This is a genomic window from Flexivirga lutea (genome assembly GCF_054778955.1).
In genome coordinates this window covers 168,239-192,101 of the sequence record NZ_BAAGZB010000004.1, presented here as the reverse complement: position 1 = coordinate 192,101, position 23,863 = coordinate 168,239, and the positions used below count along the sequence as shown (strand labels likewise).

The window sequence follows — 23,863 nt, the reverse complement described above, 5'->3', positions numbered from 1 at the left end:
GGGCAAGCGATCGCCGCTGCGCCTGTGGGCGCGCTACGCGCACGCATCTCAGCCCCGGTCCGACCGGTCGCGTTCGTCGAGCTGGTCGATCTCCTCCAGCGCCGCGAGGTAACCCGCCCAGTACTCCTCGGGCACATCGGCCGTCGCGCCGTACCCGTACCCGTCGTGGACCGGACCACCCTCCACGGGTCCCGGGCCGGGGACGGGCACCTCGCAACCGGCGCGGGTCAGGACGTTGCACGTGGCCGGCACCCGCGTCACGACCGGGCACCAGGAGGCGCGCGTGATGTTGCACGCCACCGCCCGGGTGACCAGGCACGACGGGGTGCGCGTGACGTTGCAGCTCACCGTCCTGGTCAGCACGCACGCCGCCGGACGGGTGATCGTGCAGATCGCCAGCCGCGTGTTGAGGCAGGTCACGATCGGGCGGGTGACGACCGGGGCGACGAGCAGGTCGACGTTCAGCTCGTCCAGCACCGACTGGATCGGGTTGGCGAACGTCCACTGTCCGTCGCTCGACCCGGCGAAGAGCAGACCGACGACCATCCGGTTGTCGTCCATGACCACCGAGCCGGAGTCGCCGTGGTCGGAGAACCGGGACGACCGGCTGGTGTCGGTCTGCACGCGGATCTGGTGGTGCAGCGTCCGCGATCCGACATCACTGCCGTAGTTGATCGACACCGTGAAGTCGGTGGAAACCACTGTGCCGTAGGTGAGTTCGGTGGTCCGGCCGCGTTTGCGCACGGCGGCGCCGACGGTCGCGGCGGTGTGTCCGGCGACATCACCGATGTCCTGGACCGTGGCGCTGGTGGACTTGCCGGTGTCGACGGTCACCACCGCGCCGTCCACGTCGTCGGACAACGTGGCACGCGTCAGACTGCCGAACTGGTTGCCACTGGATCCGCCGTCGAGCAGCGACGGCTGCACCATGCGGTCACCCACGGACCAGGTGTTGTTGACGCACGCCACGTGGAAGTTGGTGAGCGCCATCGTCGCGCCGTTCCCGCGGTCGCGCACCATGGCGCCGAGGGTGCCGGCGAAGATGTAGTAACCCGCGGAGGTCACGTCGGGCGGGGTGAGGTAGACGCTGCGCAGCGGACCCATCGAGATCCCGCCGTGCAGTGTCGTGTACGTCGTGGTGTCGACCTGCGGGGTCAGCTGATCGACCAGTTCCCGCGAGGGCCCCTGCAGTTCGACGGTCATCTGCTGCACGTCGGTCGGTATGCCGTCGATCTCCTCGGGCACCCGGTCGGCGGCGGCGAGCTTCGACCTCGGCTGCTTCTCCTCGACGAACACCACGATGGCCAGTCGCCCGGTGGTGCGGCCGTCGGTCTCCTTGTCGGCGATGTCGACGCCGATGACGTTCTTCCTGGCCAGCAGGTCCGCCTCGGCGGCCTGCTTCACGCCGCGGATCTGTGCCCGAGCGCGGGCTCGTTCGTCGGCCATGGGACTTCCTTTCCCTCGGTGCGGCCCGCGAGTCGGGCTCGTTGCCAGCAAGGAGGGTCGGGATGTGCCGTTGATACGTGCGAAGAAGTGTGCCCGTGCAGGTATCACCGCGCTGGGCGACGCGCTCCTGACAGGTGACGGCCGACCGCCCCGGGCCGGCCCAACCTGCACGGACCAGTGGCAGCACCGGATTCCTGGCGCCATACTGGGAGCCACCGGGTCCACGGTCTCGAGGAGACACCCATGAAAGCTGGCACCCGTTCCGAACCGCCCGCCGCACAACCGGTTTCGCCGGTGACGACCGTGCCCGCATCGGCCGCCGCGCGCTTCTCCGTGCGCCGGCTGGACCCCGACCAGTGGCCGGGCGACGACGACGGCCGGCCCGCCGCACCGACGTTGTATGTCGGCGACCGGATCGTCGTGCCGGGTCTGCCGGGACGAGGCGCGGACTCCGCGATCGAGACGATCGGCAAGCTGCTCGACGGACGCGCCCGGGTCATGGTGTCTCGGGGCCTGCGCGAACGGACCGCCGTGTATGCGCGTTTCGATCTGCTGGACCGCCTCGAACCGGTGGCCGCGACCGTCCTGCAGCTGCTTCCCGCAGCGGCCGACCGGCGGCCGGTGGACGCGGCGCCCTGGGTGTTGCGTGCCCGGGACGCCGGGATCCGCGCCGGGCTGAGCCACGTGCTGACGGTCGCGGGCTACCTGCAGGGAGTCGGTTACCTGCAGGGCGTCGGTTACCTGCAGGGCGTGGGCTACCTGCAGGGCGTGGGCTACCTGCAGGGCGTCGGTTACCTGCAGGGCGTCGGCGCGGAGGCCGCCGGGGCGTCACGGGCACCGGTCAGCTGGGCCGCACCGGACCCGTCGGACGGTGCCGACACCGCCGACGGACCGGTCGTGGCGTTGCTGGACACCGGCATCGGCACCCATCCCTGGTTCACTCACGGCACGGAGCGCGACCCTCGACTCGCCGGTGAGCCGATCGGGCTGCGCTTCGACCCGTCCGAGGACCCGGAGCGCAGCGGCGTCACGATCGACCGGGTCAACGGCACGCTCGACCCGCTCGCCGGGCACGGGACGTTCGTCGCGGGCATCGTCCGACAGCACTGCCCGAGCGCGCAACTGCTCAGCGCACCGGTGATGTATGGCGACGGCGCCGCCGACGAGTCCGATCTGCTCGCCGCCCTGACCGACCTGTACGCCTACCACCTGCTGGCGTGCGAAGGCCGGGTCGACGCCCGACCCATCGACGTGCTGTCGCTGTCGATGGGTTATTACGCCGAGTCGCCCGGCGCCGCCGTGCACGGCAGCGCGCTGGCCGGCATCCTGCGCGCGTTCGGCGACGCCGGCGTGAGCGTGGTCGCGGCGGCCGGCAACGACGCGACCACCACACCGTTCTACCCGGCCGGGCTGGCAGGGGGAGCAGGCGGCGCCGATGCCGCCGGCGCGGTGCCGCTGATCGCGGTCGGCGCGACCGACCCCGGCCGCACGCTCGTGTCGGTCTACTCCAACACCGGTTCCTGGGTGACGACCTACCGCGCCGCCACCAACGTCGTCAGCACCATGCCGACCACGTTCAACGCGGCGGCCCGTGCGGCGCTGTCGACCGGGCCCGGCGCGTTACCGGCCCGCTCGGCCGTCGATCTGGACGACTACTCGGCAGGGTTCGGCATCTGGAGCGGCACCTCCTTCGCGGCGCCGGCGCTGGCCGGAGATGTCGCCGCGGCGTTGGGCGGCGGTGCCGGAGCCGATCTCAGCGGCCGCCGCGACCGGCTCGACACCGCGGTGCGCACCTGCCTGGCAGGTGCGTGGTGACCGCCGTCGGGTCCCGGCGGGACGGCCTGGCGGACCGGGCCGCCGGTTGCTTCCGCGACTACCGCGCAGGTGACGAGCTCGCCATGGGTCGGCTGGTGGACGCCGTCACACCGGTCATGTGGCACACCGCACGCGCCGCCGGGCTCGACCAGGGCACCGCCGAGGACGTGGTCCAGGAGGTGTGGCTGACCCTCTACCGGCGTGCCGATCGCATCACCGACTGCCAGGCGGTCCTGCAGTGGCTGCTGGTCAGCACCCGCCGCCGCGCGTGGGCGGAGGCGCGCCGCGCCGGACGGACCCGCCCGGCCGACCCGGGAGCGGAGGCCGACGTCGAGCACACCGCTCCGCCGGACGACGGGCCGGAGCAGGTCGTGCTGCGCTCGGACGCGGACCGCACGCTGTGGCGCCACTTCCGGGCGCTGTCGCCGCGCTGCCAGGCCTTGCTGCGGGTGGTCGCGGCGGGGGACCGGCCGGACTACGCCGGTCTGGCGGCCGCGATGGGTATGTCGGTCGGCAGCATCGGGCCGACCCGCGGCCGGTGCCTGGCCACACTGCGCGCCTCGCTGGAGGCCGACCGGCACTGGGAGGGCGCGCGATGAACCGCCTCGACGAGCTGAGCAACGGTCCGATCGACGCCGCCGACGAACGAGTGCTGCGCGCACTCGGCAGCATCCTGTCCGCGAGCGACCCGGCCCCGGCGGGCCTGGCCGACCGGGTGAAGTTCGCGCTCACCGTGGAGGCCCTCGGTGCGCAGGTCGCCGAACTCCTCGAGCCCGCACCGGTCGGCGTGCGTTCGTCATACGACACCATCACCACGGTGACGTTCAGCGGCGACGAGGTCACCGTGCTGCTGACCCTGGAGCCGCAGCGCCGGCCGCGCCGGCGGATCACCGGCTGGCTGAGCACGGCCGACGCGACAGCACGGGTCCACGGCCCCGACGGTCCGGTGGACGCCGCGATCGACGAGGACGGCCGATTCGAGATCGAGTTCACCCGAGCCGGCCTGGTGCACCTGGTGATTCAGCTGCCCGGCGACCCGCCCGGCCGCCCGGTCGTCACCCCGCCGATCCAGATCTGAGGTGCGGAGATCAGCACGCCGTATGCCGAACGCGACCTCGCCCGGGCCAAGCAGCTGAACACCCTGGGGCAGTGGTCCGCGTCGCGCAGCGCGCTCAGCGGCGCGGTCGAACGCCTCGTGGCCGAGGACCCCGCGCAACCGGAACTGCTCGGCCGGGTGCTGGTGACCCGGGCGCTGCCCGACCTGCACCTCGACGGGCCGGTCGCCGCGCAGCGGACACTGGAGGAGGCACGCCGCGCCGCCACGGCCGCCGGGTCCCGGTACGTCGCAGCGCTCGCGCTGGTCCAGGAGGGCACCATCGCCATGTACCGCGGTGACTGGACTGCCGGGCTTCTCGCGCTGGATCGGGTGCGATTGGACGATCTGCGCTCACCGGCCGAGGTGCTCGCGGTGCTGCTCAACCGCGGTCTGGCCAACACCACCCTGCGGCATCCGGTCGCCGGGCGCCGTGACCTGCGGGCCGCGTTGCGGCTGGCGATCCGGCAGGACTGGCCGGAGGTGGTGTTCAAGGCCCGGCACAACCTGGGCTGCCTGGAATTCTTCGTCGGGCACCTGCCGGAGGCGATCCGGCTGATGCAGGAAGCCGACGAGTCGCCGGTTCGGGTGGACCGGCTGCAGTCCCGGCGGGACATCGCCGCCGCGCTGCTGGAGGTCGGGCTGATCGACCCGGCCAGGCACCTGCTGGGCCTGGCCCTGCGCAGCGCCCGGCGCAGGGGGTTACGACTCGACGAGGGCAACATCCTGCTGGACCTGGCCGGCGCGCACCTGCTGGCCGGTGACACGCGGTCGGCCGCACGCGCCGCCGCATCGGCCGCCCATGCCTTCCGGGCGTATGACGACGCCGACCTGGCCGCGCACGCGCAGCTTCTGCTGGCTGCGGCGGACCTGACACGGGGGCGTCCCGCGCTCGATCCGGCCCTGCTGGACCGGCCGGGCCCGACCGGCCGGATGGCCGCACGACTGCTGGCCGAGGCGTCGATCGACCGGGGCGACCTCGACCGGGCCGACCGCCTGCTGCACGGGCTGGGCCGGCAGCCGATCGACGGCATCGACGCGGTGATGCACGAGCATCTGCTGCGCGCCCGGCTGGCGACATACCGCAGCGATCAGCGCAGCGCCGAACGCGAATTCGCCGCTGCGGCACGGAAACTGGCGCGCATGCAGGCATCGGTGGCCGGTCCGGAGGCCCGCGCCGCCGTGGCCGTGCACGGGACCCGGCTGGCCCGGAACGACCTCGGGCAGGCCATCCGCCGCGGCGACCCCGAGCACGTCTTCCGGTCCGTCGAACGCTGGCGCGCCGCGTCGCAGCGGCTGCCGGCACTGCATCCTCATCCGGACCCCGTCGTGGCGTCCTGGGTGATGCGGCTGCGGCAGGTGCGGCACGACGCACAGTCCGGTCACGACGGTCCGGCAGTGCGGGCCGAGATCGCCTCCCTGGAAAGGCAATTGGCTCGACGGCTGTGGGCGGCGGGCGCCGACGCGGTGGGGACCGGGCTACCGCCCGCGGCATACCGTGCGGTGCGCGCGAAGCTCGCCGAGAGCGGGGCGACGTTGCTCTACTACTTCCGGCAGGACAGGAGGGACCACCTGCTGACGATCGGCGCGCGGCGACCGGTGATCCGTGTGCTCGCGCCGGCCACCCGGACGGAGGCAGCGGTGGCCCGGCTGGAGTCGGCTCTGCGGGCGCGCGCCCACGCCGGCCCGGACGCCGCCCTTCGCGCCGCGATCGACCGCAGCGTGGCCCGCGACGTCGAGCAGCTCGCCGCGTTGCTGCTGCCGCCGGATGCCATCGGTGCCGCCGGTCCGGTGCTCGTGGCGCCGACGCGCGCACTCGCGTCGATCCCGTGGAGCATGCTCCCGGCGTTGTCGGCGCGGCCGGTGGTCGTCGCGCCCTCGGTGTCCCGCTGGTGCGCGGCCGGACCCACGACGGGCGAGATGCACGCCGCCGCACTGCTGCTCGGCCCCCGGATCGCCCACGGCGCACCCGAACTGCGTGCCGTGGAGCGGGTATGGCGGCGGGCCGGTCGTGAGGTCCGGACCCGTCTGCACGGCACGACGCGTGACCTGCTCGGCGCGTTCGCGGGTGCCCAGCTGGTCCACGTCGCCGCGCACGGCGAACACGCCCAGCAGAGCCCGATCTTCTCCCGGCTGGACCTGCACGACGGGCCGCTGTTCGCCCACGAGCTCACCGGTCGTGCCCAGGTGCCGGATCACGTGGTGCTGTCCGCCTGCGACGTGGGCCGGTCCGCCGTCGGGCCGGGGGAGGAGCCACTGGGTCTCGCGGCGGCGCTGCTGGCCCTCGGGGTCCGCAGCGTGCTCGCAGCCGCCGGGCCGGTCGACGACCAGCAGGCGGCCGAGGCGATGACGGCATACCACCGCCGACTGGCCGCCGGTGACTCCGCGGCGCACAGTTTGCGCTCGGCACGCGCGGACCACCCGGCGGCGGCCATCTTCGCCGTCTACGGGTCCGACTGGTCGGCGGTCACGCCGGGCAGAGGAACGCCGTGAGCGCGTCGGCATACATTCGTTGGTCCTCGGTGCCGACGAGCTCACGGACCGAGTGCATGGACAGTGTCGGTGCGCCGAAGTCGACCGTCGTCACGCCGGTCAGTGCCGAGGTGACCGGGCCGACGGTGGAGCCGCAGGGCAGATCGGACCGCACCACGAAGCGTTGCACCGGCACGCCCGCCTGCTCGCAGGCCAGCGCGAACGCGGCCGCCCCCACCGCGTCCGTGGCATACCGCAGAGTGGTGTTGATCTTCAGCACCGGTCCGCCGTTCATGGCGATGCGGTGCTGCGGCTCGTGCCGCTCGGCGTAGTTGGGGTGCGTCGCGTGCGCCATGTCACCGGAGGCGATCACGCTGCCGGCCAGCGCCCGGTGCATCGCCTCGCGGTCGCCGCCGAGCGTGCGAGTGATGCGCTCCAGCGTGGTCATCAGCAGGGCGGACTGTGCGCCGCGTTCGGAGACCGAACCGATCTCCTCGTGATCGAACAGCGCGAGCACCTGGGTCGTGGGTGCACCGGGAGCATCGCGGTCGGCGCGAATGAGCGCCAGCGTGCCGGCGTACGACGTGGCGAGGTTGTCCATGCGCGCACCGGCGATGAGTTCCCGGTCGCGGCCGAAGAAGGCGGCCGGCTGCAGGTCGAACGTCATGGCGTCCCAGGCGAGTACGTCCGTGGCGGCGGCACCCAGCTGCTGCGCGAGGTGAGCACGGAAGTCCCCGGGACGGTCGCCGAGACCCCAGTGCGGCACCAGGTGCTGCTGCGGGTTGAGCTGCTCACCGTCGCGTGCCGAGCGGTCCAGATGTATGGCGAGCCGGGAGATCCGCAGGATGGGGTCGTCGATGCGGAACAGCTGCTCACGCACCCCTGCGCCGTCGCGCACGGCGACCCGGCCGGCGACTCCCAGGTCCCGGTCCAGCCAGCTCGGCGCGATGATGCCGCCGTAGGGCTCGACGCCGAGCAGCTGCCAGCCGGCGCGAGCGAGGTCGGGCTGGGGCTTGATCCGGAAGTTGGGCGAGTCGGTGTGCGCACCGACCATCCGGATCGGGGTGGTCGCACCGGCGGAGTGCCGGGTCGACCAGGCCAGCAACGATCCGCCGCGGATCAGGAAGTACCCGCCGGGCTCGGTCGGCCATTCCGCGGTCTCGGCGACCTGCCGGAACCCGGCGCCGGTCAGCAGCCGGGCAGACTCGGCGCAGGCGTGGAACGGCGTGGGTGACGCGGCGAGGTAGTCGATCAGGCCGGCACCGATCTCCGTCCCACTCACTTGGTGGAGTCCTGCAGGCCACCGCGGGCTTGTTCGAGCCACGCCCGGCGCGCCTTCAACGAATCCTCCAGCTCTTTGACCAACTTCTCGTTGCCGTCCTCACGAGCCTTGGCCAGGTCCGACTCGATGTCGGCAACGGCCGCCTCGAGCTGGTCGACCATGGACTGGGCACGGGCGGCGAGCTCCGGGTCCGTCTTCTTCCACTTGGAGTCCTCGGCGTCGCGGACCGCCTGCTCCACCTTGCGCATCGCCGCTTCGATGCGGGACATGTCCTTGCGCGGCACCTTGCCGGCGGCGTCCCACCGGTCCTGGATGCTGTGCAACGCGGACTTGGCCGCGCCGAGGTTCTTGACCGGCAGCAGCGCCTGCGCCTCCTTCAGCAGCTGCTCCTTGACCGCCAGGTTGGCCTCGAACTCCTTGTTCTCCTCGGCGACGATCTCGTCCTTGGCCGCAAAGAAGGAGTCCTGGGCCGCCTTGAACCGGGCCCACAACTTGTCGTCGTCGTGCCGGGACGCCCGGCCGGCCTGACGCCATTCGCCCATCAGGCGCTTGAACGCCGTCGCGGTCGGACCCCAGTCCTTGGAGGACGCCAGTCGCTCCGCTTCGGCGATCAGCCGTTCCTTGCGTGCCTTGACCTCGCCATGCTGCTCGTCCAGCCGGGCGAAGTGCGACCGCCGCGTCTTGTCGAAGCCGTTGCGGGCATGGCTGAACCGCTGCCACAGTGCGTTCTCGGTCGGCTTGTCGAGCTTGGCGCCGGTGCGCTGCAGGGTCTTCCACTCCTCCAGCAGCTCACGCATCCGTGCCGTGCTGGACTTCCACTGGATCTTCTCGGTGGGCTGGGCGGCGATCTGCTCCGCCTCGGCGACCAGCTTCTCGCGCTGGGCGGCCGCCTCGGCGCGAGCGGTCGCGCGGGCCTCACCCTCGACCTGAGCCTTCGCCTTGAGGGCGGTCGCGGTCTGCTCGACCGTGGAGTCCAGCTGCGCGAGGTCACCCACGACATGTGCTGCGGCCACCTGCTCGCGCAGCGCCCGCAACGCCTCCTGACCGTCGTGGACGGACAGGTCGGTCTGCACGACCCGCTGCAGCAGCAGGTTGGCGGCGGCCGCGAGCTCGTCGTACTTGCGGGCGAAGTAGGCGAGCGCCTCCTCGTGGGTGGCGTCCGGGTAGGAGCCGACCTCGCGTTCGCCGTCCGGCGTGCGCACGAAGACGGTCCCGTCGTCCGCGACCCGGCCGAATGTCGCCGAGGTGCCCGCCACGGCCGGTGCCGCTGCCGGTGCCTGCGGGGCCGCGGCGCCGGTGGGCGGGTGCGGTTTCATCGACGCCGGCGACGGGGGAGCGGGCCGCGGCGCAGGCGCCGGTGCGGGAGTGGGCGCTGGTGCGGGGGTGGGCGCTGATGCCGCCGCCGAAGGCGTGCTCGACTCGTCGGTGGGCTGCTGGCTTTCGGGTGACATGTGTTCGCTCATGGCGTCGTCCTCCTTCGTCGGCCCCCGCCATTCTCCTGGCGCTGTTGTTCGCTCGCTGCGCTCGCTCATGCCTTCTTCTCCGTGACGGTGACCTTGAGGATGCTGATCGGTTGTGACGGTGCGCCGTCGCCGTTCGGGCCGTTGGTGCCGGCCTTGGCAACGGCGTTGACGATCTTCATGCCGTCGACGACCTTGCCGAAGATGGAGTAGCCGCCGCCGTCGGTGGGCAGCTGGGTGTCGGCGTAGACGATGAAGAACTGGCCGCCGTTGGAGTTGGGGTCCTGGGTGCGGGCCATCGCCAGCGTCCCGGCCGGGTAGTCGCCGTCCGCGGGTGCGTTCTCGATGCCGAAGCCGTAGCCCGGGGTGCCGCTGCCGGTCCCGGTCGGGTCACCGCACTGCAGGACGTAGATGCCCTGGGTGGTCAGCCGGTGACAGGGGCTGTCGTCCCAGTAGCCCTTGGCCAACTGGAGGAACGAGGCGACGGTCTGCGGCGCCTTGTCGCCATACAACTCGACCGTGACGTCGCCGCAGCTCGTGTGCAGGACGGCGGTGAACGTCTTGCCCTCGGCGATCTGCCGGGGCGGCAGCTTCTGCTGGGTGGTGCTGGTGGGCGGCTTGGGCGGCGTCGTGCAGTGCAGCTTGGTGCCGGTGACGCCGAGCGTGCCGGTCGACGGCGCGGCAGGGGTCAGCGCCACGGACGACGACGAACCGCCACTACCGGACCCGCACGCGGCAAGGCTCAGGCTCGTGGCAACGCACGCAACGCCGATGACGGACCGGGTCCGGTTCAGACGCAAGGGATGGCTCTCCTCGGTGATCTCCATACGGCGGATCTGCGCGCTCGTGGGAGGAAGCTGACAAACTCTCGTCAGTCTAAAGGGTTCCCGGGTGATTTCCACCGGATACCTGGCAGCTGGTACGTCGTCACGGCGGCCGCCGGTGCACCGATAGGCTCGCCGGGTGCTCACCGCGTCCTTCCCCGCCACCGTGTTCGGCACGAACTGCTACCTGATCGCACCCGGCCGGGGCGAGGAGTGCGTCGTCGTCGACCCGGGCATCGGCGTCGTCGACACGCTGCGCGACGCGCTCGCCGAGTTGCGTCTGCGACCCGCGGCGGTGCTGCTGACCCACGGCCACGTCGACCACGTCTACTCGGTGACGCCGGTCTGCGGTGGCACGGTCGGCGCCTACATCCATCGCGACGACCGCTACCGGCTGGCCGACCCGTTGTCGTCGCTCGGACCGCAGCTGGTGTCGATGTTCGAGCAGCAGTTCGGGAAGGCACCCACCTGGACCGAACCCACCGACGTGGTGCCGATCGACGACCGGCAGGCGCTGGAGCTGGCGGGTATGACGTTCGAGGTGCGACATACCCCCGGGCACACCGAGGGCTCGGTGCTCTTCGGCATCGACGAGGTCCCCGACGGGCTGCCGGCGGACACCGAGGTCGACTCGACGGTGTTGTCCGGCGACACCCTCTTCGCCGGATCGATCGGTCGCACCGACCTGGCCGGCGGTGACGGCGAGGCGCTGCAGCGCTCGCTGCGCGACGTCGTGCTCGCGCTGCCGGACACCGCCCTGGTGCTGCCCGGACACGGCCCCGGCACCACCATGGCCCGCGAACGCGCCACCAACCCGTACCTTCAGAACCTCTAGGAAACTCGAACCCATGGCAACCAAGGTCACCCCGATCAGTGGCTTCCAGGAATGGCTCCCCGCCGACCGCATCGCCGAGCTCATCGTGCTCGACACGATCCGTGAGGTCTTCGAGCTGCACGGCTTCGCGTCCATCAACACACGCGCGATGGAGACCGTCGAGCGGCTCGCCGGCCAGGGCGAGGACGCCGACAAGGAGATCTACGGTGTGGGGCGGCTCGCCGCCGGCGACGACGAGGCCGGCGACACCGGCCTGGGCCTGCACTTCGACCTCACGGTGCCATTCGCGCGCTATGTGCTGGAGAACTCCGGCAAGCTGACCTTCCCGTTCCGCCGCTACCAGATGCAGCCCGCGTGGCGTGGCGAGCGCCCGCAGCGCGGCCGCTACCGCGAGTTCATCCAGGCCGACATCGACATCGTCGACATCGGGTCACTGCCCGACCACTACGAGGCGGAGCTGCTGCTGGTCGTCGCGGACGTCTTCTCCCGGCTGCCGGTCGGCGACTACACGATCCACGTCAACGACCGGAAGATCTGCGAGGGCTTCTACCGCGGCCTCGGCATCGACGACGTCACCGGGACACTGCGGATCGTCGACAAGCTGGACAAGATCGGCGCCGACGGTGTGCGGCAGCTGCTGCGGGAGGCCGGCTGCACCGAGCAGCAGGCCGCCCAGTGTCTCGCCCTCGCCGAGATCAGCACGCCCGACACCGGTTTCGTCGACCGGGTCCGCGCGCTCGGCGTCGAGCACGAGCTGTTGGACGAGGGGCTGGCCAAGCTCGCCGCGATCATCGAGGTCGCCGGCGAGCACGCTCCGGGCGTCGTGGTCGCGGACCTGCGCATCGCCCGCGGTCTCGACTACTACACCGGGACCGTCTACGAGACGCTGCTGGAGCGCGACCGGGGTTACGGCTCGATCTGCTCCGGTGGGCGGTATGACGCCCTGGCCACCGACGGCAAGCGCACCTTCCCCGGAGTCGGCATCTCGATCGGGGTGTCCCGACTGCTCGGCAAGCTGATCACCGAGGAAGGGCTCACCGCATCGCGGGAGACGCCGGCCGCCGTGCTGGTCGCGGTCAACGACGAAGCGTCCCGCAACGTGTCGATGCGGGTGGCTGCGGCGTTGCGTGCCCGCGGCATACCGACCCTCGTCTCGCCGAAGGCGGCAAAGTTCGGCAAACAGATCCAGTTCGCCGACCGGCGCGGCATCCCGTTCGTGTGGTTCCCCGGCACCGACCACGGCGCCTCGGGGGACGGCGTCGCAGACCGGGTCGGCGACCAGGTGAAGGACCTCCGCAGCGGTGACCAGGTGGCCGCGGATGCGGCGTCCTGGTCACCGCCGGTGGCCGACCTGCGCCCGACGCTGGTGCGTCCCGAACAGGCCTGACCGAGCGGCTCCGGGGCGTGCCGAAGTCTGCCCTGGGGAGGGTTTGGTACGGGTATGCCGGCCCGGGGCGTGCCGAAGTCTGCCCTGGGGAAGGTTTGGTACGGGCACGCGGAAGCCGGCGCCGCACCCGCGGGTCAGTCCTGCGTGACGCTGACGCCACGCAGGCCGAGCGAGTCCAGGTAGGCGGCGGCCAGGGCCGTGATCGCCTCGGGTTCACCCGTGCGCCACGCGTGCACCGGGTCGTCGGTGAGGGAGGCCAGCCGCGCGGGCGGCAGGCGGCGCAGCGCCTCCAGCGCCAACAGGTCCGCCCCGCCGGGTAGCCGTCGCAGTGCATCGGCCCGTCCCGCGCGGCGGGCGTAGTCGAGCCGAAGCACCAGCCAGCCGGCGACCGCCACCAGGACCGGCACCAGAGCGACCTCGACGCCCACCGCGGCGCCGAGCTTGCCCAGGTTGTCGGCCAGCTGCCGGCCGGCGTGCTGCAGACCCGCCGCCGCGTCCCCGGACTTGTCGACCGGCCGGCGCACCTTCGCACCGATCAACGGCGTGTGCGCCAGCACGTCCGCCGCGTCGTGCAGCTGCCTGGCCAGCTCACCACTGTTGCGCTCGATGCGTCGTGCGCCGTCCTCGGACCCCGACACCTGTGCGTGCACCTGAACGCCCAGCCAGACCCATGCGCTCACCCACGCCAGCGTCAGGGCGTCATACATGGCCTGGCGGCCGGCCCGTGAGGCCTGTGCGGCATACAGCTTCACCGGTGATCTCCGGTGGCGTCCACGCGTGTCCCGTTCACGCCCTGCAGACGTGATCGGCGAGAATGTCGTTCCGTGGCAACCTCACTCGAGCGATCCGTGCGCGGCTGGCTGGACCACCTGCGCGTCGAGCGCGGGGCGTCACCGCACACACTGCGCGCCTACGAGCGCGATCTGCGTCGGTATGCCGCCCACCTCACGACGCGGGGCATCGACGACGCCGCACGGGTGGGGGAGCCCGACATCGCCGACTTCCTGGCCACGCTGCGCGAGGGCGACGCGGAGCATCCGCCGCTGGCCGCGTCCTCGGCGGCACGCACCCTCGTCGCTGTCCGCGGCTTCCACAAATTCCTCACCATGGAAGGCGACACGCCCGATGACGTCGCCGCGGCGGTCGCGCCGCCGAAACCGCCGCGGCGGCTGCCCAAGGCGATCCCGCTGGACCAGGTCGAGCGGCTGCTGGACGCCGCCGGCGTGGGCGACACCCCGGCGGCGCTGCGCGACCGGGCCCTGCTGGAGCTGCTCTACGGCATCGGCGCGCGCGTCACCGAGGCCGTCAGCCTGGACGTGGACGACATCGAGTTCGAGTCGGCGACCGTCCGGGTGCTGGGCAAGGGCAGCAAGGAGCGGGTGCTGCCGCTCGGGCGGTATGCCGCCGCGGCGCTGACGGCATACCTGACCCGGGCCCGGCCGGCGCTGGCGAGCAAGGGCGCCGGCACCCCGGCCCTGTTCCTGAATCAGCGCGGAGGCCGGCTGTCGCGTCAGTCCGCCTGGAACATCATCCGGTCGGCCGCCGCCCGGGCCGACCTGCCCGGTCACCTCAGTCCGCACACGCTGCGGCACTCGTTCGCCACGCATCTGCTCGACGGGGGCGCCGACGTCCGGGTGGTCCAGGAGCTGCTCGGGCACGCGTCGGTGACCACGACGCAGATCTACACCATGGTCACCGTGCAACAACTACGCGAGGTGTTCGCCACGTCGCATCCGCGGGCACGATGACTCGCGCCGGTTCGGCGAGCCTGCCCGCCCGCGCCTCGCGCCGGATGTAATAGGTTTGACCGCGATCGCCGAGAGGCCGAACGAGTGACACGGGAGCGAGCAGTGAGTTCGAAGGAGCAGGTCGGCCCGACAGGGCGCCCGCTGCCCACCTTTCCCCGGCCCGCCGAGCTGAAGAGCCATGGTCCGGCGCGCATCATCGCGATGTGCAACCAGAAGGGCGGTGTCGGCAAGACCACCAGCACCATCAATCTGGGGGCCGCGCTGGCCGAATACGGCCGCAAGGTGCTGCTCGTCGACTTCGACCCGCAGGGTGCCCTGTCGGTGGGTCTGGGCATCCGCGCCCACGAACTCGACACGACCGTCTACAACCTGCTGGTCTCCCGTGACGACGACATCCACGACGTCATACAGTCCACGGCGACCGCCAACCTCGATGTGCTGCCGGCCAACATCGACCTGTCCGCCGCCGAGGTGCAACTGGTCGGTGAGGTGGCGCGCGAGATGGTGCTGGCCCGGGTGCTGCGCCCGGTGCTCGACGAGTACGACGTCATCCTGATCGACTGCCAGCCCTCGCTGGGCCTGCTCACGGTCAACGCGCTGACCGCCGCACACGGGGTCGTCATCCCGCTGGAGTGCGAGTTCTTCGCCATGCGCGGTGTCGCGCTACTGGTGGAGACCATCGACAAGGTGACCGACCGGCTCAACCCGCGCCTGGAGGTCGACGGCATCCTGGCGACGATGTATGACGGCCGGACCCTGCACAGCCGCGACGTGATCCGTTCGGTCGTCGGCCACTTCGGGGACAAGGTGCTGCACACGGTGATCAGCCGGACGGTGAAGTTCCCCGACGCCACCCTGGCCGCCGAACCGATCACCACCTATGCCTCCAGTCACGGTGCCGCGGAGTCCTATCGGCAACTCGCCCGCGAGCTGGTCGCTCGTGGGGCAGCGGCCTGACCATGAGCCTCACCCCACCGGCGCCGCCTGAGGCGGAGCCGGCCACTGACTCCCACCCGGAAGCCCCCTCTGAGGGGGCCGTCCCCGGCGGCGTACTCACCCGACGCGCCGCGTCGGCCCCGTTCGAGGTGCACCTGGACGTCTTCTCCGGGCCGTTCGAACTGCTGCTCGGCCTGATCTCCAAGCACAAGCTCGACGTCACCGAGATCGCGCTGGCCAAGGTCACCGACGAATTCGTCGCACACATCCGCCAGGCGCAGGCGCAGCAAGCGGACTGGGACCTGGGACAGGCGTCGGAGTTCGTCCTGATCGCCGCGACCCTGTTGGACATCAAGGCATCCCGGCTGTTGCCGGACCTGCGCGCCGACGATGACGACGACCTGGCGCTGATCGAGGCGCGTGACCTGTTGTTCGCCCGGTTGCTGCAGTACCGCGCGTTCAAGGAGGTGTCCGCCGAGTTCGCCGACCGGATGGCGTCGGCCGGCCGTATGACGGCCCGTCAGGCCGGGCTGGAGGAGCGCTTCGCCACACTGCTGCCCGAGCTGATCCTCAACATCACCCCCGACCAGCTGGCCCGGATCGCGGCGCACGCGATGACGCCGCGGCCGGAGCCGACCGTCGGACTGACGCACCTGCACGCGCCGGCGGTGAGTGTGCGTGAGCAGGCCGCGATCGTCATCGCCGAGCTGCGAGACCGCCGACAGGCCAGTTTCCGGTCCCTGGTCGCCGATGCGGAGTCGACGCTGGTGATCGTGGCCCGTTTCCTGGCGCTGCTGGAGCTCTACAAGGAAGCCGCGGTGACCCTGGACCAGCCCGAGGCGCTCGGCGAACTGGTCGTGCACTGGACCGGTGACGACCGCGGCACGGTCCGGGTGAGTGCCGAGTTCGACGAGCTCGACAACGACCAGGCGACCGCGCCGGACGCGAAGCACGAGGAGGATGCCGATGACTGACGAGCAGCCGGAGCCCGCCGAGCCGGCGGACGAGAACGCGGTCGAGATCGCCGAGGAGGCGCCGGCGTTCGATGTCCACGCGATGCCCGGCGGTGCGCGCAGTGCCATCGAGGCGGTGCTGATGGTCGTCGACCAACCGGTCACGGCGCACGAACTCGCCACCGCGCTGGAGCTGCCCGAGCCCGAGGTCGTGGAGATCATCGAGGATCTCGAACGCGAATACACTTCGCATCAGCGAGGTTTCACATTGCGGTGCATCAACGAGGGCTGGCGCGTCTACAGCCGCCCGGACTACGCGCCGGCGGTCGAGAAGTTCCTGCTGGACGGCCAGCAGGCCAAACTCACCCAGGCGTCCCTGGAGACGCTCGCGGTCATCGCCTACCGGCAGCCGATCTCCCGATCCCGGATCAGCGCGGTCCGCGGGGTCAACGTCGACGGGGTGGTCCGCACGCTGCTGACCCGTGGGCTGATCGTGGAGATCGGTTCCGAAGGCGAACAGGGTGCGATGCTCTACGGCACCACCCCCTATTTCCTGCAGCGGCTCGGGCTCAGCTCGCTCGACGAACTGCCGGCACTGGCGCCATACCTGCCGGATGCAGATGTGGTGGACGAACTCATTGCGCAGGGGCACGGATGACAGGCAACAAGCGGAACAACCAGTCGGGCGGACAGCCGGGCGGCTCACGGGGTCGCGGGCACCGGGGACAGAGCGGGCAGGGCGGGCGCGCCGGCGGCGCCGGACGCACCGGCGGCAGGAGCGGCGGCGCGGGACGACCGGCACGCACCCGCGCCGGCGGTCAGCAGCGGCGCCCGCAGCAGCCGCCGGCACCCAAGGCGCCCTACGTGGACGTGCACGATCCGGACGGTGTGCGGCTGCAGAAGCTGCTGGCCGCCGCGGGCGTCGGCAGCCGGCGGGTGTGCGAGGACCTGATCCGGCAGGGCCGGGTCTCGGTCGACGGGCAGACGGTGCAGGAGCTCGGTGTCCGCATCGACCCGTTGGCCCAGGTCGTGCACGTCGACGGCGAACGCATCCAGCTGGACGAGTCGCGGGTTTACCTGGCGTTCAACAAACCGCTCGGGGTGGTGTCGACCATGCACGACGAGATGGGCCGGCCGTCGGTGGGCGAATACGTCGAGCAGCGCAAGGAACGCCTCTTCCACGTCGGCCGGCTCGACGTGGACACCGAGGGCCTGCTGCTGCTGACCAACGACGGCGAACTCGCCAATCGCCTGCAGCACCCGTCCTACGGCGTGCCCAAGACGTATGTCGCGATGATCCCCGGTCCGGTGCCGCGCACGCTGGGCAAGCAGTTGCGCGACGGCGTCGAACTGGAGGACGGCAAGGTCGCGGTCGACTCGTTCAAGGTGGTCGACTCCACCCCGGGCTGGGCGCTGGTCGAGGTCATCCTGCACGAGGGACGCAAGCACATCGTGCGGCGGATGCTGGAAGCGGTCGGTCACCCGGTCGAGTCGTTGTCGCGCACCGACGTCGGCCCGGTGCACCTGGGTGAGTTGCGCCCCGGCAAGATGCGGCCGCTCACCCGGCAGGAGGTCGCCGGACTCTACAAGGCGGCCGGCCTGTGAGCGCCGATCGAGGTGAGCACAAGAGCGAGGTACGAGCCGCGTATCGAGACACTCGCCGGTCGAGTAGCGGTGAGGTACGAGGCGCGTATCGAGACCGAGAGTCCACGGTCCGGATCGTCGGTACTGGCCTGATCGGCACCTCGATCGGTCTTGCCTTGTCCCGCAACGGCTTTCGCGTGCTGCTGACCGATCCGTCACCGACGGCGCAGGCGTTGGCGGCGGACCTCGGCGCGGGCCGCATCGACGACGAGGTCGCCGCGGACGTGATCTTCGTGGCCGCACCGCCGGACGTCGCCGCGTCAGTGGTGGCACACCAGTTGCGGCGTTGGCCCGACGCGGTGGTCGCCGACGTCGCCTCCGTCAAGCAGCAGGTGGCGGACGCGGTGCGTGCGCAGGTCGACCCCGCCCAGTTGCGCAGGTATGTCGGCAGTCACCCGATGGCCGGACGGGAGCGTTCGGGTGCGGTCGCGGCGCAGGCCGACCTCTTCGAGGGGCGGACCTGGGTGGTGTGCCCCCAGGACGAGACCGACCCGCACGCGGTCGAGCTGGTGCGGCACCTGGCGCGTGCGACGGGTGCAGCGGTGGAGACGATGCCGGCCGCTGAGCACGATGCCGCCGTGGCGGTCGTCTCTCATGTCCCGCAGGTGGCGGCGTCGATCGTCGCCGCCCAGTTGCGAGACCTGCCGGAGGCCGCGATCGCCTTGTCCGGTGGCGGTATTCGCGATGTCACTCGCATCGCGGCCAGTGATCCGATGCTCTGGACCCAGATCCTGGCCGGTAACGCGGCGGCCGTCGCGCCGGTGCTGCAACGGGTGGCCGAGCAGTTGGACACCGTCGCCCGCTCGCTGGGCCGGCTGGCTTCGGACGCCACCGACGCGGAGGGCAGTCGCGGCGCGGTCGCCCGGCTGATCGAGGACGGCCGGCTCGGACACGCCCGGATCCCGGGCAAGCACGGTGCCGCCCCGGCGACATACGCCACGGTGATCGTGCCGATCCCGGACGAGCCGGGTGCCTTCGCCAGGCTGTTCCACGACGTCGGCGCGGCCGGTGTCAACCTGGAGGATTTGCGGATGGAGCACGGGGTCGGCGCACCGGTCGGCCTGGTCGAGCTCTCCGTGCTGCCGGCCGTTGTCGACCGGCTGCGAGATGTGTTGGAGGACAAGGGATGGAGTGTTCATGAGTGAACGTGGTGACCGAGCAGGGAGCTCAGGACGGGTCCCGAGACCGACAGCGGAGGGGGCCGGCATGACCAAGCCGCTGATCGTGGCGATCGACGGCCCCTCGGGGACCGGCAAGTCGAGTGTGTCCAAGGCCGTCGCCACACGACTCGGCGTGAGCTTCCTGGACACCGGTGCGATGTACCGGGCGCTGACGTGGTCGTGTGTCCACGCGCGAATAGATCTCGACGACGCCGACGCTGTCGCCGAACACTGCCGCACCTTCGACCTGCGGATGGGGATGGACCCGGCCGCGCCGTCGGTCGGTGTGGGGGAGCGGTTGATCGACGCCGAGATCCGCCAGGACGCGGTCACCTCGGTGGTCTCCAAAGTCGCCACCAACCTGGCCGTACGCGCCGATCTCACACAACGCCAACGTGATCTGATCGCGGCCGGCGCGGCGGAGACGGGCGGTTGCGTGGCCGAGGGACGCGACATCACCACGGTGGTGGCGCCCGACGCAGCGGTCCGCATCCTGATGACCGCCAGCGAGGAGGCTCGGATGGCGCGTCGTTCCAAGCAGTTGAAGGTGGCTGCCGAGTCGACCCGGTCCCAGATCGTGGACCGGGACCGCGTGGACTCCACGGTCTCGCAGTTCACCACGGCCGCCGACGGTGTCGTCACCATCGACACCTCGCACATCGACTTCCGGCAGTCCGTGGCCGCCGTACTCCAGGTGGTGAAGGAGGTGCTCGATGCCGACCCCGACCTATCGACCTCGGCTGGCTGACGCCTGCCGCCGACTCGGCGTCGGCCTCGCCCACGCACTGTATGACGTGCAGACGCTGCACAGCGAGCGCATGCCCACGGAGGGTCCGGTGATCGTGGTGTCCAACCACGTCGGATTCCTCGACGGCCCGCTGGTGTTCGTCTTCGCTCCGCGCCCGCTGCGGTTCCTGGTCAAGCGCAGCTACTTCGGATCGGCGTGGGGCGTCTTCCTGCGGGCGACCGGGCAGATCCCGATCGACCAGAACAACGCCGACCGTGCTGCGCTCGGCGCCGCGCGGGAGGTGCTGACCTCCGGCGGTGGTCTGGGGATCTTTCCGGAAGGCACGCGTGGCTCGGGTGCGGTACACACGGCGCAGCAGGGCGCAGCGTTCCTGGCGCAGGCGACCGGTGCGCGTGTCGTCCCGGTGGCGGTGCTGGGCACCAAGGGGCGCGGTGGCCGGGATTCGTGGCCCAGGCTCCGGGCGCCGCTGCGGGTCGTCGTGGGCGAGCCGTTCGCGCTGACCAAGCACCGCGGGGTGCCGGGCCGCGAACGACTGCGCCTGGCGACCGAGGAGTTGCGCAGCCGACTGGCGTCGCACGTCGACGCGGCCACCCGGGAGACCGGGTTGGCGCTCACCGCCACGATGCCCGAATGACGGTTTCCAGTCCGCGTCAGGGATGATGGGGGAATGTCTGATTCCTTCCCCGACGACCGGACCGACGAATCGGTCGAGCACGCGCTCCGCGTCGGTCTGGACGACTTCGAGCTCAGCGACGCGGACCGGGCCCTGCTCGAGGCCGACGGTCCTCGCAGCGGTGACGAGCCGGAGGGCGTCGCGCGGCCGGTGGTCGCCATCATCGGCCGTCCGAACGTCGGTAAGTCGACCCTGGTCAACCGGGTGCTCGGGCGCCGGGAGGCCGTGGTCGAGGACGTTCCGGGCGTGACCCGTGACCGTGTCGCCTACGACGCCGAGTGGTCCGGGCGCGACTTCACGCTCGTGGACACCGGCGGCTGGGAGGTCGACGCCAGCGGCATACACCTGCGAGTGGCCGAGCAGGCCGAGGTGGCCATCGATCTCGCCGACGCCGTGCTGTTCGTCGTGGACGCCAAGGTGGGTGCCACCGACACCGACGAAGCGGTCGTGAAGCTGCTGCGTCGCTCGAAGAAGCCCGTGGTGCTGGTGGCCAACAAGGTCGACGACCAGAAGACCGAACTGGACGCGGCGACCCTCTGGTCGCTGGGCCTCGGTCAGCCCTGGCCGATCTCGGCACTGCACGGTCGCGGCACCGGCGACGCGCTGGACGCGCTGCTGGAGGTGTTGCCGGAGAAGTCCGCCGTGGCGGCATACGAGCGAGGCGGCCCCCGCCGTGTCGCGCTCGTCGGGCGGCCCAACGTGGGCAAGTCGTCGCTGCTGAACAAGCTCGCCGGTGAGGACCGGGTGGTGGTCGACAACGTCGCCGGCACGACCCGTGACCCGGTCGACGAACTCATCGAACTCGGCGGCCGCACCTGGCGATTCGTCGACACCGCCGGCATCCGCCGGCGCGTCCACATGAGCAGGGGCGCCGACTTCTACGCCTCGCTGCGCACCCAGGCGGCGATCGAGAAGGCCGAGGTCGCCGTGGTGCTCATCGATGCCGAGGACAACATCGCCGAGCAGGACGTCCGTGTCGTGCAACAGGTCATCGACGCCGGCCGCGCGCTGGTGCTGGCGTTCAACAAGTGGGACCTGCTGGACGAGGAGCGCCGGCACTACCTGGAACGTGAGATCGAGCGCGACCTGGGTCAGGTCGCCTGGGCGCCGCGCGCCAACATCTCGGCACTGACCGGTCGGCACGTGGACCGGCTCGTGCCGGGCCTGGAGGTCGCACTCGACTCGTGGGACCAGCGGGTGCCCACCGGACGACTCAACTCCTTCCTGGGCGAGGTCGTCGCCGCACACCCGCACCCGGTACGCGGCGGCAAGCAGCCGCGCATTCTCTTCGCGACCCAGGCGTCCACCCGCCCGCCGCGGTTCGTGGTGTTCGCCTCGGGGTTCATCGAGGCCGGCTACCGCCGGTTCCTCGAGCGCCGGCTGCGCGAGCAGTTCGGCTTCGAGGGCACACCGATCGAGCTGTCGGTGCGGGTGCGGGAGAAGCGGCGCCGTTAGCCGGTTCCGACAGCGGGAGCCGATTGGGTGCCACGGCCCGCCGTGCGATATCGTTTCGGACGCCCCGCGAGGGGCAACGGGCTGTGGCGCAGTTTGGTAGCGCACTTGACTGGGGGTCAAGGGGCCGCAGGTTCAAATCCTGTCAGCCCGACATCATGGAAGCCGCCGACTCGTCGGCGGCTTCGGTGTTTTCGTACGTCGTGCGTATGTCGTCGAGGTGCAGGCGACCCGAAGCCGGGAGGACGTGTGGTGACCCGACGCAGCCACGGCGGACTGGAGGACGAGGTGCTCCGCCTGCTCCGCACGTATGACGAACCGGTGACCAGCCGGCGCCTGTGGGAAGCGTTCACCGACGACAGGCCGGCCCGCACCACCTTGCTGACCGTGCTGAGCCGGCTGGAGACCAAGGGGCTGGTGCAGCGCACGCCGGCTTCCGGTGGAGCACTGTTCCGACGCACACCGACCGACGCGCAGGCGGCCGCCCGCTCGATGACCGAGACACTGGAGCACGTCGGCGACCGGACTGCCGCCCTCACTCACTTCGCGGGGGAGTTGGACAGCGCCGACCTGGACGTCCTGCGACGGGTGCTGGGGGAGTCGTGATCGGTGCCCTCGGCGCGGTCGTCGGCCTGGCTTCGCTGGCCGTCGTGGTGGTGCTGATGGCACCGCTCGCGCTGCGCAACGAGCGCTGGGCCGTGCGCCACCCGGACCGGGCGATCCGCTGCTGGATCGCGCTGATCCTCACCGGAGCAATGCTTTTCGTCGCTGCCGCGGTCGGTGCCCTGTTCGCCACGGTCCGCAATGGCACCCGGCCACCGGACCCGTCGGCCTGGGTCGAGCAGACCGCGCTGACACTCGCGGCGTGGGGCGGCCTTGCCGTCATCGGCGGGCTGCTCGCCATGATCTGGACGCGGTCGGCGCCGCTGGCCGACGCGGACCGCGCCACCCGCCGCCGGCTGAACCTGGTGGCGGGCACGGCGTCATACGACCGCGAGCAGGTCGGCGGCATCGAGGTGGTCTACGTCGACAGTCCGGTCCCGCTGGCGCTGGCCGAACGCTTCGGCGGCTGCCGGATCCTGGTGACCCGCGGGCTGCGGGAGGCCCTCAGCGTGGCGCAGTTGCGCACCGTGCTCGCGCACGAGCGTTGCCACCTGCTGCGGCGCCACCATCTGGTGCTGCGGATCGCGGCCGTGAACCTCGCCTGCTTCCCGTCGCTGCGTGGGGCGCGCGCGTTCGAGCGCGCGGTCCACCTGCTGATCGAGATGTCCGCGGACGACCATGCCGCCCGGTCGTGCGGCGTGGACGCAACCGCCGCCGCCCTCGACACGCTGGCCGAGGTGCAGGGCGTTCCGTCCGCTGCGCTGCGCGCACTGCGGTTGCGTCGCTACCAGGTGAGGTCCTCGCGGGTGGGCACGAACGGCTCCCAGAGCAACCGCATGCCCGCCTCGTCCGGTGTCCGGTCGGCCTTGCGCTGATTGCACGGCTCGCAGGCGGCGACCGCGTTATCCCAGGTGGTGGCGCCGCCGCGCGACTTCGGCAGCACGTGGTCCATCGTCGTCGCGAGCGGCTGTCCGCAGTAGGCGCACTGGCCGTGGTCACGCTTCAGCACACCCGCCTGGCTGTAGGTCGGCACACCGCGGGAGAACTGCTCCCAGGTGATCTTCACGCTCGCCTCGGTCAGCTTCAGGCCGCCGCGTTTGGCGTAGGCCCAGGTCATCTTCACGTAGCGCACCAACCGCAGCACCGTCGGCATCGGGAACGGACCGAAGGTCTGCTCCGGATGTGACTCCTCGACGGTGGCGACCCCACGCCAGAGCATGTTCATGGCGTGCTTCACCGACACCGTGTGCAGCGGCTCGTAGCCCGCGTTGAGCACCAGGACCGACATGGGGACCTCCTTCCATCACCTGGAATGGTCACCGTCGCGACGCG

23 protein-coding genes and 1 tRNA gene are annotated in these 23,863 nt (G+C 71.3%); 18 read left to right on the top strand and 6 right to left on the bottom strand.

Features of this window, described 5'->3' with window-relative positions:
* Nucleotides 1–48: 48 nt before the first annotated feature.
* A complete protein-coding gene (locus tag ACYVBN_RS15695) occupies nt 49–1,446 on the bottom strand; it encodes a chymotrypsin family serine protease (protein WP_460601333.1) in 1,398 nt (465 codons plus the stop codon).
* A 243-nt stretch (nt 1,447–1,689) separates the two neighbouring features.
* On the opposite strand from ACYVBN_RS15695, the gene ACYVBN_RS15690 reads away from it, so the two are divergent.
* The 4 genes from ACYVBN_RS15690 to ACYVBN_RS15675 all read left to right on the top strand — a co-directional run bounded on the left by ACYVBN_RS15690 (nt 1,690) and on the right by ACYVBN_RS15675 (nt 6,847).
* Nucleotides 1,690–3,261 (top strand): S8/S53 family peptidase, encoded by a 1,572-nt coding sequence (locus ACYVBN_RS15690; RefSeq protein ID WP_460601332.1) that lies wholly within the window; start codon nt 1,690–1,692, stop codon nt 3,259–3,261.
* Nucleotides 3,258–3,860 (top strand): RNA polymerase sigma factor, encoded by a 603-nt coding sequence (locus ACYVBN_RS15685; protein WP_440282579.1) that lies wholly within the window; start codon nt 3,258–3,260, stop codon nt 3,858–3,860. Before ACYVBN_RS15690 ends, ACYVBN_RS15685 begins: the two co-directional genes overlap by 4 nt.
* Nucleotides 3,857–4,339, top strand: coding sequence for a hypothetical protein (locus ACYVBN_RS15680; protein WP_440282578.1), 483 nt, complete (start codon nt 3,857–3,859; stop codon nt 4,337–4,339). Before ACYVBN_RS15685 ends, ACYVBN_RS15680 begins: the two co-directional genes overlap by 4 nt.
* A 117-nt stretch (nt 4,340–4,456) precedes the next feature.
* Nucleotides 4,457–6,847: a CHAT domain-containing protein gene (locus tag ACYVBN_RS15675; RefSeq protein ID WP_460601331.1), complete on the top strand. Its 2,391-nt coding sequence runs from the start codon at nt 4,457–4,459 to the stop codon at nt 6,845–6,847.
* Here the strand turns inward: ACYVBN_RS15675 and ACYVBN_RS15670 are convergent.
* The 3 genes from ACYVBN_RS15670 to ACYVBN_RS15660 all read right to left on the bottom strand — a co-directional run bounded on the left by ACYVBN_RS15670 (nt 6,822) and on the right by ACYVBN_RS15660 (nt 10,395).
* Nucleotides 6,822–8,108 carry a M18 family aminopeptidase gene (locus tag ACYVBN_RS15670; protein ID WP_460601330.1) on the bottom strand — a complete coding sequence of 429 codons (1,287 nt, stop codon included), beginning with the start codon at nt 8,106–8,108 and terminating at the stop codon, nt 6,822–6,824. The genes ACYVBN_RS15675 and ACYVBN_RS15670 overlap by 26 nt on opposite strands.
* Nucleotides 8,105–9,571: a DUF349 domain-containing protein gene (locus tag ACYVBN_RS15665; RefSeq protein ID WP_460601329.1), complete on the bottom strand. Its 1,467-nt coding sequence runs from the start codon at nt 9,569–9,571 to the stop codon at nt 8,105–8,107. Before ACYVBN_RS15665 ends, ACYVBN_RS15670 begins: the two co-directional genes overlap by 4 nt.
* A gap of 65 nt (nt 9,572–9,636) precedes the next feature.
* Entirely contained in the window at nt 9,637–10,395 is a 759-nt protein-coding gene (locus tag ACYVBN_RS15660; RefSeq protein ID WP_460601328.1) for a peptidylprolyl isomerase, read from the bottom strand.
* A gap of 136 nt (nt 10,396–10,531) precedes the next feature.
* On the opposite strand from ACYVBN_RS15660, the gene ACYVBN_RS15655 reads away from it, so the two are divergent.
* Complete coding sequence (locus ACYVBN_RS15655; RefSeq protein ID WP_460601327.1) at nt 10,532–11,227, top strand: MBL fold metallo-hydrolase; 696 nt, start codon at nt 10,532–10,534, stop codon at nt 11,225–11,227.
* Nucleotides 11,228–11,240: 13 nt separating this feature from the next.
* Complete coding sequence (hisS, locus tag ACYVBN_RS15650) at nt 11,241–12,614, top strand: histidine--tRNA ligase (RefSeq protein ID WP_460601326.1); 1,374 nt, start codon at nt 11,241–11,243, stop codon at nt 12,612–12,614.
* Between the two features lie 134 nt (nt 12,615–12,748).
* Here hisS and ACYVBN_RS15645 read toward each other — a convergent pair whose 3' ends face one another.
* Nucleotides 12,749–13,366: a hypothetical protein gene (locus ACYVBN_RS15645; protein ID WP_460601325.1), complete on the bottom strand. Its 618-nt coding sequence runs from the start codon at nt 13,364–13,366 to the stop codon at nt 12,749–12,751.
* A 72-nt stretch (nt 13,367–13,438) separates the two neighbouring features.
* Here ACYVBN_RS15645 and xerD point away from each other — a divergent pair, with 72 nt between their 5' ends.
* The 12 genes from xerD to ACYVBN_RS15585 all read left to right on the top strand — a co-directional run bounded on the left by xerD (nt 13,439) and on the right by ACYVBN_RS15585 (nt 23,406).
* A complete protein-coding gene (gene xerD / locus ACYVBN_RS15640; protein ID WP_460601324.1) occupies nt 13,439–14,362 on the top strand; it encodes a site-specific tyrosine recombinase XerD in 924 nt (307 codons plus the stop codon).
* 102 nt (nt 14,363–14,464) lie between these two features.
* Complete coding sequence (locus ACYVBN_RS15635; RefSeq protein WP_440281224.1) at nt 14,465–15,319, top strand: ParA family protein; 855 nt, start codon at nt 14,465–14,467, stop codon at nt 15,317–15,319.
* Between the two features lie 2 nt (nt 15,320–15,321).
* The gene (locus tag ACYVBN_RS15630; RefSeq protein ID WP_460601323.1) at nt 15,322–16,272 is read left to right on the top strand and encodes a segregation and condensation protein A; all 951 of its coding nucleotides are present in this window, start codon (nt 15,322–15,324) and stop codon (nt 16,270–16,272) included.
* Entirely contained in the window at nt 16,265–16,909 is a 645-nt protein-coding gene (gene scpB, locus ACYVBN_RS15625) for an SMC-Scp complex subunit ScpB (protein WP_460601322.1), read from the top strand. The genes ACYVBN_RS15630 and scpB overlap by 8 nt, the downstream gene beginning before the upstream one ends.
* Nucleotides 16,906–17,856, top strand: coding sequence for a pseudouridine synthase (locus tag ACYVBN_RS15620; RefSeq protein WP_440281227.1), 951 nt, complete (start codon nt 16,906–16,908; stop codon nt 17,854–17,856). The genes scpB and ACYVBN_RS15620 overlap by 4 nt, the downstream gene beginning before the upstream one ends.
* On the top strand, nt 17,853–19,040 hold the full coding sequence (locus ACYVBN_RS15615) for a prephenate dehydrogenase (RefSeq protein WP_460601321.1): 1,188 nt from the start codon (nt 17,853–17,855) through the stop codon (nt 19,038–19,040). Before ACYVBN_RS15620 ends, ACYVBN_RS15615 begins: the two co-directional genes overlap by 4 nt.
* Nucleotides 19,041–19,101: 61 nt before the next feature.
* Nucleotides 19,102–19,803 (top strand): (d)CMP kinase, encoded by a 702-nt coding sequence (cmk, locus tag ACYVBN_RS15610; protein ID WP_440281228.1) that lies wholly within the window; start codon nt 19,102–19,104, stop codon nt 19,801–19,803.
* Nucleotides 19,769–20,437 (top strand): lysophospholipid acyltransferase family protein, encoded by a 669-nt coding sequence (locus tag ACYVBN_RS15605; RefSeq protein ID WP_460601320.1) that lies wholly within the window; start codon nt 19,769–19,771, stop codon nt 20,435–20,437. The genes cmk and ACYVBN_RS15605 overlap by 35 nt, the downstream gene beginning before the upstream one ends.
* Nucleotides 20,438–20,470: 33 nt before the next feature.
* A complete protein-coding gene (gene der, locus ACYVBN_RS15600) occupies nt 20,471–21,931 on the top strand; it encodes a ribosome biogenesis GTPase Der (protein ID WP_440281230.1) in 1,461 nt (486 codons plus the stop codon).
* Nucleotides 21,932–22,008: 77 nt separating this feature from the next.
* Nucleotides 22,009–22,082: transfer RNA gene (locus tag ACYVBN_RS15595), tRNA-Pro, on the top strand.
* A gap of 98 nt (nt 22,083–22,180) precedes the next feature.
* The gene (locus tag ACYVBN_RS15590) at nt 22,181–22,534 is read left to right on the top strand and encodes a BlaI/MecI/CopY family transcriptional regulator (protein ID WP_440281231.1); all 354 of its coding nucleotides are present in this window, start codon (nt 22,181–22,183) and stop codon (nt 22,532–22,534) included.
* The gene (locus ACYVBN_RS15585) at nt 22,531–23,406 is read left to right on the top strand and encodes a M56 family metallopeptidase (RefSeq protein ID WP_460601319.1); all 876 of its coding nucleotides are present in this window, start codon (nt 22,531–22,533) and stop codon (nt 23,404–23,406) included. Before ACYVBN_RS15590 ends, ACYVBN_RS15585 begins: the two co-directional genes overlap by 4 nt.
* Here ACYVBN_RS15585 and ACYVBN_RS15580 read toward each other — a convergent pair.
* The gene (locus ACYVBN_RS15580; RefSeq protein WP_440281233.1) at nt 23,316–23,819 is read right to left on the bottom strand and encodes an HNH endonuclease; all 504 of its coding nucleotides are present in this window, start codon (nt 23,817–23,819) and stop codon (nt 23,316–23,318) included. The two genes, ACYVBN_RS15585 and ACYVBN_RS15580, sit on opposite strands and share 91 nt — an antisense overlap.
* Nucleotides 23,820–23,863 lie beyond the last annotated feature (44 nt).

What these genes read in the sequence shown, in the direction of transcription:
- ACYVBN_RS15620 (WP_440281227.1), top strand. Translation starts at nt 16,906, where the DNA reads ATGACAGGCAACAAGCGGAACAACCAGTCGGGCGGACAGCCGGGCGGC.
- ACYVBN_RS15605 (WP_460601320.1), top strand. Translation starts at nt 19,769, where the DNA reads ATGCCGACCCCGACCTATCGACCTCGGCTGGCTGACGCCTGCCGCCGA.
- der (WP_440281230.1), top strand. Translation starts at nt 20,471, where the DNA reads ATGTCTGATTCCTTCCCCGACGACCGGACCGACGAATCGGTCGAGCAC.
- ACYVBN_RS15660 (WP_460601328.1), bottom strand. Translation starts at nt 10,395, where the DNA reads ATGGAGATCACCGAGGAGAGCCATCCCTTGCGTCTGAACCGGACCCGG.
- ACYVBN_RS15695 (WP_460601333.1), bottom strand. Translation starts at nt 1,446, where the DNA reads ATGGCCGACGAACGAGCCCGCGCTCGGGCACAGATCCGCGGCGTGAAG.
- scpB (WP_460601322.1), top strand. Translation starts at nt 16,265, where the DNA reads ATGACTGACGAGCAGCCGGAGCCCGCCGAGCCGGCGGACGAGAACGCG.
- ACYVBN_RS15665 (WP_460601329.1), bottom strand. Translation starts at nt 9,571, where the DNA reads ATGAGCGAACACATGTCACCCGAAAGCCAGCAGCCCACCGACGAGTCG.
- ACYVBN_RS15630 (WP_460601323.1), top strand. Translation starts at nt 15,322, where the DNA reads ATGAGCCTCACCCCACCGGCGCCGCCTGAGGCGGAGCCGGCCACTGAC.
- cmk (WP_440281228.1), top strand. Translation starts at nt 19,102, where the DNA reads ATGACCAAGCCGCTGATCGTGGCGATCGACGGCCCCTCGGGGACCGGC.
- ACYVBN_RS15680 (WP_440282578.1), top strand. Translation starts at nt 3,857, where the DNA reads ATGAACCGCCTCGACGAGCTGAGCAACGGTCCGATCGACGCCGCCGAC.
- hisS (WP_460601326.1), top strand. Translation starts at nt 11,241, where the DNA reads ATGGCAACCAAGGTCACCCCGATCAGTGGCTTCCAGGAATGGCTCCCC.
- ACYVBN_RS15690 (WP_460601332.1), top strand. Translation starts at nt 1,690, where the DNA reads ATGAAAGCTGGCACCCGTTCCGAACCGCCCGCCGCACAACCGGTTTCG.
- ACYVBN_RS15580 (WP_440281233.1), bottom strand. Translation starts at nt 23,819, where the DNA reads ATGTCGGTCCTGGTGCTCAACGCGGGCTACGAGCCGCTGCACACGGTG.